We start from the raw sequence: 12,418 nt of genomic DNA on the forward strand, positions 1-12,418 counted from the left end.
CGTACTTAGCGTTTCGAACCGTAATAGACTTCGTTCCAGCGCAGCGCATCTTTGAACGCAGGCAGGCGGGTGTCGTTATCAATCACGGTCAGTTCGATATCGTGCAGCTCGGCGAACTGACGCATGTCATTCAGATCCAGCGCGTGGCTGAACACCGTGTGGTGCGCGCCACCTGCCAGGATCCAGGCTTCTGACGCGGTTGGCAGGTCTGGCTGTGCTTTCCACAGGGCGTTGGCGACAGGCAGTTTTGGCAGTGAATGCGGCGTTTCAACTGCATCGACGCAGTTCACCAGCAGGCGGAAACGATCGCCCAGGTCGATCAGACTGGCGTTGATGGCCGGGCCCGTGCGGGTGTTGAAGATCAGACGAGCCGGATCGGCTTTACCGCCAATGCCGAGGTACTGCACGTCAAGAATCGGTTTCTCTTCCACCGCAATAGACGGGCACACTTCCAGCATGTGCGAGCCGAGTACCAGGTCGTTGCCGTTTTCGAAGTGGTAGGTGTAGTCCTCCATAAAGGAGGAGCCGCCCTGCAGACCGGTTGACATCACCTTCATGATGCGAAGCAGAGCGGCAGTTTTCCAGTCGCCTTCGCCTGCAAAGCCGTAGCCCTGCTGCATCAGACGTTGTACTGCCAGACCCGGGAGCTGTTTCAGGCCGTGGAGGTCTTCAAACGTTGTCGTAAAGGCGTGGAAGCCGCCCTGTTCCAGGAAGCGCTTCATGCCAAGCTCAATGCGCGCGGCATCCAGCACGTTCTGGCGCTTGTCGCCGTTGATTTGTGCCGCAGGCGTCAGGCGGTAACGGCTTTCGTACTCGTCTACCAGCGCGCTCACGTCGCCATCGCTGATTTCATTCACTACCTGCACCAGGTCGCCCACCGCCCAGGTATTGACGGAGAAACCGAACTTGATTTGTGCTGCGACTTTATCGCCATCGGTGACCGCCACTTCACGCATGTTGTCACCGAAACGCACCACTTTCAGATGGCGGGTATCTTGTTTCGATACCGCCTGACGCATCCACGAGCCGATACGGTTTTGCGCCTGGCTGTCCTGCCAGTGACCAGTCACGACGGCATGCTGCTGACGCATACGCGCGCCGATGAAGCCGAACTCGCGGCCGCCGTGCGCGGTCTGGTTCAGGTTCATGAAGTCCATATCGATGCTGTCCCACGGCAGGGAGGCGTTGAACTGGGTATGGAACTGCAGCAGCGGTTTGTTGAGGATAGACAGGCCGTTGATCCACATTTTGGCCGGTGAGAAGGTGTGCAGCCACACGACCAGACCGGCGCACTTGTCGTCGTAGTTCGCGTCGCGACAGATATGGGTGATCTCATCCGGCGTTGTACCCAGGGGTTTCAGCACCAGTTTGCATGGCAGTTTGGCTTCCGCGTTGAGGGCATTAACGACGTGCTCCGCATGTTTCGTCACCTGCTGCAGCGCTTCCGGCCCGTACAGGTGCTGGCTGCCAATCACAAACCACACTTCATAATTATTAAAAATGGTCATCATCGTGTCCTTAATGGGTCAGGGTTGCCGTCGTGTCCGCGGTGTGTTTTGACGGGGCGGCGACAGGGAGATAGTGAAGTTCGGCGCTTTTTGCCCATTGCTGGTAGCGCTGATAAAGCTGTTCAAAGCGTTGTGCCTGCTGGGCACGCGGCTCGAGTGTGTTTTCGACGGCGCTCGCCATATGCTGCTGCGCGGTGGGGATATCCGCGTGGACACCGGCTGCCACGGCGGCGAAAATCGCCGCGCCCAGCGCGCAGCATTGATCGGACGCGACAATCTGCAGCGGACGGTTCAGCACGTCGCAGCAGGCCTGCATAATGATCGGATTTTTACGGGCGATGCCGCCCAGTGCCATCACGTTATTCACGTCGATACCCTGTTCGGTGAAGCACTCCATAATGGCGCGCGCGCCGAAGGCAGTGGCGGCAATCAGGCCACCGAACAGCGCAGGGGCGTCGGTCGCCAGGTTGAGATCGGTAATCACCCCTTTCAGTCGCTGGTTGGCAAACGGCGTGCGGCGGCCGTTAAACCAGTCCAGCACCACCGGCAGGTGATCGAGAGACGGATTTTTCGCCCAGGCTTCCGTGAGCTGTGGCAGAAGCTGTTTTTTGCTGTCGGCGATCTGGCTTTTCAGTTCAGGATGCGCAGCCGCGAGCTGATCCAGCGGCCAGCCCAGCACGCGGCCAAACCAGGCGTAGATATCGCCGAACGCGGATTGACCCGCTTCGAGACCGATGAAGTCCGGCACCACGCTGCCGTCAACCTGGCCGCAAATGCCTTTTACCGCGCGATCGCCAACGGTGGCTTTATCCGCCGTCAGAATGTCGCAGGTGGAGGTGCCGATAACTTTCACCAGCGTGTTAGGTTGTGCGCCTGCCCCCACGGCACCCATATGGCAGTCAAACGCGCCCCCGGAAATCGCCACGTTCTGCGGCAGGCCGAGGCGTTTTGCCCACTCTTCGCAGAGCGTGCCCACCGGAATATCGGCGGTGAAGGTGTCGGTAAACAGCGGGTAGGTCAGGTTTTTATTGATAATTGGATCGAGTTCATCGAAGAAGGCTGCCGGAGGCAGACCGCCCCAGCTTTCATGCCACAGGGATTTATGCCCGGCGCTGCAGCGTCCGCGGCGAATATCCTGCGGACGGGTGGTGCCGGAGAGCAGGGCGGGAACCCAGTCACACAGCTCAATCCACGATGCCGCAGCCTGCGCGACGGTCGCATCGGCACGGGTGACATGCAGGATTTTGGCCCAGAACCATTCGCTGGAGTAAATCCCGCCGATATAGCGTGAGTAGTCTGTTTTGCCCGGCTGATGGCAAAGACGGGTGATGGCTTCGGCCTCTTCCACGGCGGTATGGTCTTTCCACAGCACGAACATGGCGTTCGGGTTGTCGGCGAATTCCGGGCGCAGCGCCAGTACGCGGCCTTCGGCATCCACCGGGGCAGGCGTTGAGCCGGTGCTGTCGACGCCAATCCCAACGACATCGACCCGCTGGGCATCCGTCAGCTCCGCGAGAACGGTTTTGACGGCCGCTTCCATCGACTCGATATAGTCACGCGGGTGGTGACGGAACTGGTTATTTGGCGCATCACAGTAGCGCCCCTCTTGCCAGCGCGGGTACCACTCAACGCTGGTTGCTATCTCCTGGCCAGTCGTACAGTCCACTGCCAGCGCGCGAACCGAGTCGCTGCCAAAATCGAGGCCAATTGCAATTGCCATGGTGTTGCTCCATCCGAAAAACAGGTATGGAAGAACATTAGAGACTGGGGACAAAAATCGTCAGGCAGGATCCGCTAATCTTATGGATTAAATTGCTGTTACAGCGGAAAGTGTGACGCCGTGCAAATATTCAATGTGGACATTTCTGCCGCACTTATAGACACTTTTGTTACTGCTTATCTGCCTCCTCTGGCGGAGAAATCAGGGGGAAAGGCTGAAACATGGCGGACGTAAAAGAGGCGTGATGCTTTCTGGATCTTTTCGCAGACCATTTTTGACCTGCTTTTAGTGATATGGACAATTGGTTTCCTTCAGGACCGTTGGGAGAACTGAATCTATGGCCGAAACGCAAAACGATCCCTTGTTGCCGGGATACTCGTTTAACGCGCACCTTGTGGCAGGGCTGACCCCTATCGAGGCTGAGGGATATCTCGATTTTTACGTCGACCGACCGCTCGGGATGAAAGGGTATATCCTCAACCTGACCGTGCGCGGAGAGGGGATCATCAAGAATGGCGACCAGCAGTTCGTCTGCCGCCCCGGCGATATCCTGCTGTTCCCGCCGGGGGAGATCCACCACTACGGCCGTCATCCGGATGCCAAAGAGTGGTATCACCAGTGGGTCTATTTCCGTCCGCGCGCCTACTGGCAGGAGTGGCTTACCTGGCCGGCTATTTTTGCGCACACCGGTTTTTATCGCCCGGATGAAGTGCATCTGGCGCAGTTCCGTGAGCTGTTCGCGCAGATTATTGACGCGGGGCAGGCTGGTGGTCGCTACGCTGAACTGCTGGCGATAAACCTGCTTGAACAACTGCTGCTGCGACGGATGGAGGCCATTAACGAGTCGCTTAATCCTCCGCTGGATAACCGCGTGCGCGACGCCTGCCAGTACATCAGCGACCATCTCGCCGACAGTCAGTTCGATATTGCCAGCGTCGCCCAGCATGTGTGTCTGTCGCCGTCACGGCTGTCACATCTGTTTCGCCAGCAGCTTGGCGTCAGCGTCCTGAGCTGGCGTGAGGATCAGCGTATCAGCCAGGCGAAACTGTTGCTCAGCACCACCCGGATGCCGATTGCCACCGTGGGGCGTAACGTTGGCTTTGAAGATCAGCTCTATTTTTCTCGCGTCTTTAAAAAATGCACCGGTGCCAGCCCGAGTGAATTCCGCGCGGGATGTGAATAAACGGTAAAAAAAGATAAACAAACAGGTGAACGCAGAAAGCTACCTGTAAACTATTCAGACAATTGTTGCCTTGACGCAGTGCGGGGCGCTAAGCAGAATCGCTGATTCGTTTTCTGACCGGAATAGTTATGCAGGCATTGCTGGAACACTTTATTACCCAGTCCGTTATGTATTCGCTCATCGCCGTGGCGCTGGTGGCCTTTCTGGAGTCGCTGGCGCTCGTGGGGTTAATCCTGCCCGGCACCGTGATGATGGCGGGTCTTGGCGCGCTGATTGGCAGCGGTGAGGTCAATTTCTGGCAGGCGTGGCTGGCCGGGATAATCGGCTGCCTGCTGGGCGACTGGATATCCTTCTGGCTGGGCTGGCGCTTTAAGAAGCCGCTGCACCGCTGGTCGTTCATGAAAAAGAACAAAGCGCTGCTGGATAAAACCGAGCATGCGCTGCATCAGCACAGCATGTTTACTATTCTCGTCGGCCGCTTTGTTGGACCCACGCGTCCTCTGGTGCCGATGGTTGCCGGAATGCTGGATCTGCCCGTTGCAAAGTTTGTGGTGCCGAACATCATCGGCTGCGTCTTCTGGCCGCCGTTCTACTTCCTGCCGGGGATCCTGGCCGGTGCGGCCATCGATATTCCTGACGGCATGCAAAGCGGTGAGTTTAAGTGGCTGTTGCTGGCAACGGCGGTGCTGCTGTGGCTGGCTGCGTGGCTGTGCTGGCGGTTGTGGCGCAGCGCGAAAGCCAGTGTCGATCGCCTGACACGCTATCTTCCGCGCACTCGTCTTTTGTGGCTGGCCCCGCTGATGCTGGGCGTTGCGGTGGTGGCGCTCGTCGCACTGATTCGCCATCCTCTGATGCCGGTGTACGGTGAAATCCTGTTGAAGGTGGTGAGCCGTTAATGTGTTTCCCTCTCCCTGTGGGAGAGGGCCAGAGTGATGGCATCAGACTGCGCTGATGCCCAGCAGCGACGACGCGGCAGCGTTACCCTTCAGAAGTTCTTCTGTCATCCCATCCCACACAATTCGTCCTTCGGCAATGACCACCGATCTGGGGGCAATCCGTGCGGCATCTTCGATGCTGTGCGAAACCATCAGCATCGTCAGCTGCTGGCGCTGACAGACATCCTGCACAAGCGTCAGCATCTCCTGGCGCAGCGCCGGGTCGAGCGCAGAGAACGGTTCATCCAGCAGCAGTATCGGCTGTTCGCGGACCAGACAACGGGCAAGCGCCACGCGCTGACGCTGGCCGCCGGAAAGCTCGCCGGGCAGCCTGTCGAGAAATTCCGCGATCCCCATCTGGGCGGCAATGACCTCCAGCTTCTGGCGCTGGGGGACGTTCAGCTTGAGTCCCGGATGCATCCCCAGCGCGATGTTTTGCCGCACCGTCAGGTGGGTAAACAGGTTGTTTTCCTGAAACAGCATGGAGACAGGACGTTTTGCAGGCGGCGTATGGGTATGGTCCCGATTTTCAATGACTATCGATCCGCTTGCCGGCTGCAGAAACCCCGCAACCAAATTGAGCAGCGTGCTTTTTCCCGCACCGCTTGGGCCAAGCACCGCAATAATCTCTCCCTGACGCACGGAGAGCGTGAAGCGCATCGGCAGATGCTGGTAAAGCCAGGTTACATCAGTCAGTTTTAACATCACGCCCCGGAAGTTTTTCGATAACGGTAAAGAGTCCAAAGCACAGCAGGAGCAGCAGCAGCGCCGTGACGGCCCCGTCCTGGCTGCGGTAGGAGCCAATCTGCTGATAAAGCCAGAACGGCAGCGTGCGGAAATCGTCATTGCCGAAAAGGGCCACCACGCCAAAATCCCCGATGGAGAGTACGCAGGCGAAGGCCAGCGCCTGGGCGAGCGGTCGTTTCAGGGCGCGAAGTTCCACCACCTTTAACCGCCGCCAGCCGGTTATCCCAAGGGACTGACACAGGACGCTGTAGCGGCTGTTGACATCCCGCATAGGATTTTCCAGTACTTTCAGCGCGTAGGGGATGGCCATTAAGGCATTGGTAAAAATGACGATGCCGTCAGCACTTTCCGGCAGGCCGACGGTGGTGTTGAACAGCAGAAAGAAGCCGGTCGCCAGCACAATGCCCGGCATCGCCAGGATCAGCATGCCCGTCAGCTCCAGCGCTTGTCCGGCTTTACGGGCATGACGCGCGTAGAGCTCGCGGCTGCTCCAGAGCAACATCATGGTCAGGATCACGCATAGCGCTCCGGCTGCCAGCGCAATGCGTACCGAGGTCCACGTCGCTTGCCACAGCACGGGCTGTTGCAGTACTGACACCACATTCCTGTTCAGGCCATCAACGATAACGGCCAGCAGCGGTGGCAACAGAAGCAGGAGTGCCAGCACGATCAGGATAAAATCGGAGACGCGGCTGTGCAGGCTATCCTGCGGATCGCGCCAGCCCGAGAGGCTATTGCTGCCCGGGGGAATCGCTTTGCTCAGGCGCTGGCTCAGCAGCACCAGCACCAGACAGCACGCCATCTGCACGATCGCCAGAAGCGCGGCGCGGCCCGGATCGTAGTCGTAACTTAAGGCCTGATAAATCGCCAGCTCAATGGTGGTCGCCTGTGGCCCGCCGCCGAGAGAAAGCACGGTGGCGAAGCTGGCGAAGCAGAGCATAAAGATCAGCGCGGCAACCGGGGCAATCTGACGTCTTAACCAAGGCCATTCGACAAAGCGGAAAAACGACCATCCACGCATGCCAAGCTGAGCGGCAATCTGGCGTTGTTCGCCGGGAATATTCTCCAGTGCCTGCAAAAAGAGGCGCGTTGCCATCGGCATATTGAAAAACACGTGCGCCAGCAGAATGCCCTGCAGGCCGTATGGCGAGAAGGTCCATTCCAGACCAAACCGGGCAAACAGCAACGCCAGCCAGCCCTGTCGACCGTAAACGCTCAGGATACCAAATACCGCGACCAGCACGGGCAGGATCAGCGTCATGGCGCACAGGCGCAGCAGGACTACTCTTCCGGGGAAATGCCGACGATACAGAGCCCGCGCAAGAAAAATAGCCGGGAGCGCTGACAGCAGGGCAGAAAGAAACGCCTGCCAGAAGGAGAAACGAATGACGTGCCAGAGATAGCTATCGCGCCAGAGCGCGAGCAGATCGCTCTCCGGCGCGTTGAACCACAACGCAAGGAATGCTCCCAGACTGACTACCACCATCAGCATGGCGGCGAGCAGTCCGGGAAGTAACCAGCCGGGAATTAACGGCTGACGGCGCGTTGCCATTCACTTACCCATGCTGCTCGCTGCGCGGCCACCTGCTGCGGCGTAAACTCCAGCGACGTTTGTGGTTTGGTTAACTGGTCGAAACCGGCTGGCAGTGCAACGTGGGTGACGGGATACATCCAGTTGCCCGCAGGAATGGCATTCTGGAACGCCGGAGAAACCATAAATTTCAGGAACTTCTCGGCGAGTTCCGGCTGTTTGCTGGCAGCGGTACGCGCGGCAACCTCCACCTGCAGATAATGCCCTTCGGCAAAATTCGCGGCGGCGTAGTTGTCTTTCTTCTCGGCGATAATGTGGTAAGCCGGCGAGGTGGTGTAGCTGAGCACCAGATCGCTTTCGCCTTTCAGGAACAGACCATACGCTTCACTCCAGCCTTTGGTCACAGTGACGGTTTTGGCGGCCAGCTTCTGCCACGCTTGCGGCGCGCTCTCCCCGTAGACCTTCTGCATCCAAAGCAGCAGCCCCAGGCCTGGCGTGCTGGTACGCGGATCTTCATAAATCACGCGCCATTTCTGGTCGCTCTCCACCAGCTCCTTCAGGCTCTTCGGCGGATTTTTCAGCTTGTTTTTGTCATAGACGAAAGCAAAGTAGCCGTAGTCGAACGGCACAAAGGTGTCGTTGTTCCAGCCGCCCGGCACGTTGACGGCCTCTGCCGCTACGCCGCTTTTGGCAAACAGTTTGGTTTGCGTGGCGGCTTCCAGCAGGTTGTTATCCAGCCCGAGCACCACGTCGGCTTTGCTGTTTTTCCCTTCCATACGCAGACGGTTAAGCAGCGACACGCCATCTTCCAGCGCCACGAATTTCAGCTCGCAATTACAGTCAGCTTCAAAGGCTTTTTTGACTACCGGGCCAGGGCCCCAGTCGGCAGAGAACGAGTCGTAAGTATAGACCGTCAGGACGGGCTTCGCGAACGCAGGCAGCGCAAACAGCGCCAGCAGAGGAAGAACTTTTTTTAACACTTTGCACCTCAGGGTTGAGTGGCAAAGGATTTTGAGTGACAGCCTCAAATCCCTTCGCCGGCGTTATCCGGATCAGGTTCGACGGGTATTATCTCAGCGCACATCTGTGATGCAGCACCCCGTTGAGAACGGCGCTATTGTAATGATTTGGTGAATATTACGAAAGCGTTATGGCTCCGGCGGCGCAAACCAGGCTGATTTGAAATCAAACCAGCCCAGGGTGTTCATCCGCAGACCGCGCATACTGCGTTGACCCTGGATCATCAGCCAGTGGTGTATCAGAGGTACAATCGCCTGTTCAGCCAGCAATTGCTGACACCAAACGGCAAGATTCATGTCGCCAGCGCGCCACTGGGCAGCGTCCTGCTGCCAGTCACGGTTGATACAGTGCTGGATCAGCGGGATCTCATACAGATGAGAAAAGAGCGAGAAATCGAGCGGCAGGGTGAAGTTGGCGCTGTTTAGCCAGATATCACTGACGATCTCCCCCCGGTGCCATTCGTCATAGTCCACTTCTCTGATCTCCAGCGTCACGCCTTCGGCTGCCAGCAGCCTGGCCATGATCCCGGCGATAAAACGATGCTCCACGTGCTCGCGGTAGTAGGTCAGGGTGATGGACTCCAGCCCGGCAGGTCTGTCGCAGTGCGCCGGGCGGGCGTGGTGCCAGCGCGGAAGCAGGCCGTACGCCGGGAACCAGTATGTCTGGTACTGCTCTTCCGCATGGTAGATCAGATTGGAGGGGGACAGCACGTGGCTGACCCACTGACGAACGGCCTGGTTTGCCCCGCGGTGGGTGCGGCTATCAAACAGCAGGTAGTAGCATCCCTCCTCCAGACGACTCTCCACCGCTTTTTCTCCCGTGGTGGGGCCTTCCAGCGTCAGCCCGCAGCTGAGATCTTCATTGAGATCCGGTAATACCCAGACGTTCACTTCGTCGATCAGTGCCCGATAGCCAAAGTAGTCATCAAACGCGAGAATTTTCAGCTGGTTGTTGTTATTGCGGGACACGGAGTAGGGTCCGGTGCCAATCGGCAGGCTGGCGAAATTGTTCAGCGACTCCCACTCGGCGGGCAAAATCATCGACGGCACATAGCCCAGCAGCCAGGGAAGCCATTTGTCCTGCTGCGACAGCTCAATATCCAGCGTCCATGCCGTCGGGGAATGGACGCGGGAAATGTGTGAATAAAGCGGTAGCTTGCGGGCACGTTCCAGAGAGGCGATGACGTCGCGCATGTCCAGCTCGCGACCGTGGTGAAAGTGGATGCCGGGGCGTAAGAAGAAGCGCCAGTGGCACGGGGAAAGTTGCTGCCAGTGATGCGCGATATCCGCTTCCAGTTCCCCATTTTCCTCATTTATCCGCGTCAGGCCGCTGAAAATCTGCCGGGCCATGTGGGTTTCAGAACGCCGTAACGCCGTGCCGGGTAACAGATTTTTCATCGGACGGTAGTAGAGCACCCGCAGAATGTGGCGGCCCTGACGAAAGCTACGTCCAAGATGTGAAACCAGCATCTGGCGCACGGCGGCTTTGTCGCCCACCAGCTGCACCAGCTGGTCGATGCGATCCTGCTCCAGCAGATCCTCCGCGCGCTGCTGCTGCAACGCCAGACCGGTATAGAGAAAGGTCAAACGTGAGCGCTTCCCGCGTCCTGCCTCCGCTTCCCAGCTTAACCAGCCCTGCTGCTGCATGGTGTTAAGCAGCGTGCGCATATGACGGCGCGAACAGTTGAGCAGGTCAGCCAGCTCGTTGAGCGTGGTCTCCTGCGATTGCCCCTCGCAGCACTGCCAGAGGCGGATAAATTGTTGTTGCAGACGACCAGAAGGCATAAAAGGGGAACTCCTGACAAAAAACCAGCAATTTATTTATCCCTATATTAGGCCAATAATTCTCCCCGATGAAGTGAGGAGGTAAATTATGAAGAGGTCCACCGCACGTCAGTTTTATCAGCAGTACTTTTCAGCGACAAAAGGAGCGTCCTGGCTGGCCCGCCGGTGTGCAGAGCAGCGGCTGAAAATGTTAGAAGAACTGATGCAGTGGGACGTTACGAAACCGACTTCTTCCCGCTAACTCGCCTCGATCATGTGTGACTGAGTATTGGTGTTTATCACCCGCCAGCAAAATGTTTTTGCTGGCTTTTTTCGTTTATTCTTTCACCCAATTTCGATTCGCTTTCACAAGGACTTGCGTATGCTGTGGTTGATGACGATGGGGCGCCGCCTGAATGGCGTATATGCCGCTTTTATGCTGGTAGCCTTTATGATGGGCGTGGCGGGGGCGTTGCAGGCGCCAACGTTGAGCCTGTTCCTCAGCCGCGAGGTGGGGGCGCAGCCGTTTTGGGTCGGCCTGTTTTACACCGTTAACGCCATTGCCGGGATCCTGGTCAGCCTCGCGCTGGCGAAACGATCGGACAGCCAGGGCGATCGCCGCAAGCTGATCCTCTTTTGCTGCGCCATGGCCGTGGGCAACGCGCTACTCTTTGCGTTCAATCGCCATTACCTGACGCTCATTACCTGCGGTGTCCTGCTGGCATCGCTGGCGAATACCGCCATGCCGCAGCTTTTCGCCCTGGCCCGAGAATACGCGGATAACTCCGCGCGGGAAGTGGTGATGTTCAGCTCGGTGATGCGTGCTCAGCTTTCACTGGCATGGGTCATCGGCCCGCCGCTGGCCTTCATGCTGGCGTTGAACTACGGTTTTACCGCCATGTTCTCCATCGCCGCGGCCATTTTTGCCATCAGCCTGGCGCTGATTGCCTTCGTGCTGCCGTCTGTGGCGCGCGTCGAACAGACGACGGATAAGCCGATTACGCAAGTGAGCGGCTGGCAGGACAAAAACGTCCGTATGCTGTTTATCGCCTCCACGCTGATGTGGACCTGCAATACCATGTACATCATTGATATGCCACTGTGGATCAGCAGCGATCTCGGTCTGCCGGACAAGCTCGCTGGGATCTTAATGGGAACGGCTGCCGGGCTGGAGATTCCGGCGATGATTCTTGCAGGATATTACGTAAAGCGCTTCGGTAAACGCAAAATGATGGTGGTTGCGGTTGCCGCCGGGGTGTTGTTCTATCTTGGGCTGATCTTCTTCCATTCGCGCGAAGCACTGCTGGCGCTGCAGCTGTTCAATGCCATATTCATCGGGATCGTGGCCGGGATCGGCATGCTCTGGTTCCAGGACTTAATGCCGGGACGCGCTGGCTCGGCGACCACGCTTTTCACCAACAGCATTTCGACAGGCGTCATTCTGGCGGGGGTGATTCAGGGAGCGCTGGCGCAGAGCTACGGACATGCCTCGGTTTACTGGATGATTGCCGCGATTTCGGTCATCACGCTTGGGCTGACATGCCGGGTTAAGGATGTTTGATTCTGGAAGGCGGCTTCACGAAATGAAACGAATTTCTGACAGATGAAGGGAAGGCGCATAGAGTGCGTGGCGGGTGCTTGAGGCTGTTTGCCTCAGGCTTTCGCAAGAGGCAAACAGTGGAGAGTCCCACATCAATAAAACTGATGGGGAGACCAACTTCACAACCCACATTGCGAGGTTAGTCTCTTCATTGCCGAAAAGCAATAAGGAGGCTGGAATGCCAAAACGTACTCTGCTGTTAGGTTTGTTTCTGATCTGTACGACGCTGTTGATCTTCACCTGGATGGTGCGTGATTCGCTATGTGAATTGCATTTCAGACAGGAGAAAACAGAGCTGGCAGCAGTGTTGGCTTACGAAGCAAAACGTTAGCGGTATTGGCGGGGAAGGTTTCCCCGCCTCTCCAGAGTGGTTGAGCCTCAACGCACCCTTATCAATGGCCCGCTTTTCGC

Annotated in this window: 11 protein-coding genes and 1 riboswitch; of the genes, 5 read left to right on the forward strand and 6 right to left on the reverse strand. The window is 57.7% G+C overall.

The features are described from left to right. Nucleotides 1–5: 5 nt before the first annotated feature. On the reverse strand, nt 6–1,508 hold the full coding sequence (gene araA, locus ACMGGM_RS16795; RefSeq protein ID WP_414149177.1) for an L-arabinose isomerase: 1,503 nt from the start codon (nt 1,506–1,508) through the stop codon (nt 6–8). A 10-nt stretch (nt 1,509–1,518) separates the two neighbouring features. Next, on the reverse strand, nt 1,519–3,228 hold the full coding sequence (gene araB, locus ACMGGM_RS16800; RefSeq protein WP_059373554.1) for a ribulokinase: 1,710 nt from the start codon (nt 3,226–3,228) through the stop codon (nt 1,519–1,521). A gap of 337 nt (nt 3,229–3,565) precedes the next feature. Here araB and araC point away from each other — a divergent pair, with 337 nt between their 5' ends. Both araC and ACMGGM_RS16810 read left to right on the forward strand, forming a co-directional pair. Continuing rightward, nucleotides 3,566–4,411: an arabinose operon transcriptional regulator AraC gene (gene araC / locus ACMGGM_RS16805; protein ID WP_014882516.1), complete on the forward strand. Its 846-nt coding sequence runs from the start codon at nt 3,566–3,568 to the stop codon at nt 4,409–4,411. Nucleotides 4,412–4,539: 128 nt separating this feature from the next. Then, nucleotides 4,540–5,307, forward strand: coding sequence for a DedA family protein (locus tag ACMGGM_RS16810; RefSeq protein WP_014882517.1), 768 nt, complete (start codon nt 4,540–4,542; stop codon nt 5,305–5,307). Between the two features lie 42 nt (nt 5,308–5,349). Here the strand turns inward: ACMGGM_RS16810 and thiQ are convergent, their stop codons facing one another. The 4 genes from thiQ to sgrR form a co-directional block, all read right to left on the reverse strand. Continuing rightward, nucleotides 5,350–6,051 (reverse strand): thiamine ABC transporter ATP-binding protein ThiQ, encoded by a 702-nt coding sequence (gene thiQ / locus ACMGGM_RS16815; protein WP_059373553.1) that lies wholly within the window; start codon nt 6,049–6,051, stop codon nt 5,350–5,352. After that, nucleotides 6,035–7,645, reverse strand: coding sequence for a thiamine/thiamine pyrophosphate ABC transporter permease ThiP (thiP, locus tag ACMGGM_RS16820; protein ID WP_059373552.1), 1,611 nt, complete (start codon nt 7,643–7,645; stop codon nt 6,035–6,037). Before thiP ends, thiQ begins: the two co-directional genes overlap by 17 nt. Then, nucleotides 7,621–8,604 (reverse strand): thiamine ABC transporter substrate binding subunit, encoded by a 984-nt coding sequence (gene thiB / locus ACMGGM_RS16825; protein ID WP_045134564.1) that lies wholly within the window; start codon nt 8,602–8,604, stop codon nt 7,621–7,623. Before thiB ends, thiP begins: the two co-directional genes overlap by 25 nt. A 31-nt stretch (nt 8,605–8,635) precedes the next feature. Further along, nucleotides 8,636–8,736: riboswitch (TPP riboswitch) on the reverse strand. Nucleotides 8,737–8,772: 36 nt separating this feature from the next. Beyond that, nucleotides 8,773–10,428, reverse strand: a complete 1,656-nt coding sequence (gene sgrR / locus ACMGGM_RS16830; protein ID WP_045134565.1) for an HTH-type transcriptional regulator SgrR — start codon at nt 10,426–10,428, stop codon at nt 8,773–8,775. 88 nt (nt 10,429–10,516) lie between these two features. Here sgrR and sgrT point away from each other — a divergent pair, with 88 nt between their 5' ends. The 3 genes from sgrT (at nt 10,517) to ACMGGM_RS16845 (ending at nt 12,338) form a co-directional block, all read left to right on the forward strand. Further along, entirely contained in the window at nt 10,517–10,669 is a 153-nt protein-coding gene (gene sgrT / locus ACMGGM_RS16835; RefSeq protein WP_014882529.1) for a glucose uptake inhibitor SgrT, read from the forward strand. Nucleotides 10,670–10,789: 120 nt separating this feature from the next. After that, nucleotides 10,790–11,968, forward strand: coding sequence for a sugar efflux transporter (locus tag ACMGGM_RS16840; RefSeq protein WP_045134566.1), 1,179 nt, complete (start codon nt 10,790–10,792; stop codon nt 11,966–11,968). A 217-nt stretch (nt 11,969–12,185) separates the two neighbouring features. Then, on the forward strand, nt 12,186–12,338 hold the full coding sequence (locus tag ACMGGM_RS16845; RefSeq protein WP_010427008.1) for a Hok/Gef family protein: 153 nt from the start codon (nt 12,186–12,188) through the stop codon (nt 12,336–12,338). Nucleotides 12,339–12,418: the final 80 nt, after the last annotated feature.

This window comes from Enterobacter sp. BNK-14, from assembly GCF_047456095.1.
Taxonomy (GTDB): Bacteria; Pseudomonadota; Gammaproteobacteria; order Enterobacterales; family Enterobacteriaceae; genus Enterobacter; species Enterobacter kobei.

Coding starts and splice junctions, on each gene's coding strand:
- sgrR (WP_045134565.1), bottom strand. CDS start 10,428: ATGCCTTCTGGTCGTCTGCAACAACAATTTATCCGCCTCTGGCAGTGC.
- sgrT (WP_014882529.1), top strand. CDS start 10,517: ATGAAGAGGTCCACCGCACGTCAGTTTTATCAGCAGTACTTTTCAGCG.
- araC (WP_014882516.1), top strand. CDS start 3,566: ATGGCCGAAACGCAAAACGATCCCTTGTTGCCGGGATACTCGTTTAAC.
- thiQ (WP_059373553.1), bottom strand. CDS start 6,051: ATGTTAAAACTGACTGATGTAACCTGGCTTTACCAGCATCTGCCGATG.
- thiP (WP_059373552.1), bottom strand. CDS start 7,645: ATGGCAACGCGCCGTCAGCCGTTAATTCCCGGCTGGTTACTTCCCGGA.
- ACMGGM_RS16845 (WP_010427008.1), top strand. CDS start 12,186: ATGCCAAAACGTACTCTGCTGTTAGGTTTGTTTCTGATCTGTACGACG.
- araB (WP_059373554.1), bottom strand. CDS start 3,228: ATGGCAATTGCAATTGGCCTCGATTTTGGCAGCGACTCGGTTCGCGCG.
- ACMGGM_RS16840 (WP_045134566.1), top strand. CDS start 10,790: ATGCTGTGGTTGATGACGATGGGGCGCCGCCTGAATGGCGTATATGCC.
- ACMGGM_RS16810 (WP_014882517.1), top strand. CDS start 4,540: ATGCAGGCATTGCTGGAACACTTTATTACCCAGTCCGTTATGTATTCG.
- araA (WP_414149177.1), bottom strand. CDS start 1,508: ATGACCATTTTTAATAATTATGAAGTGTGGTTTGTGATTGGCAGCCAG.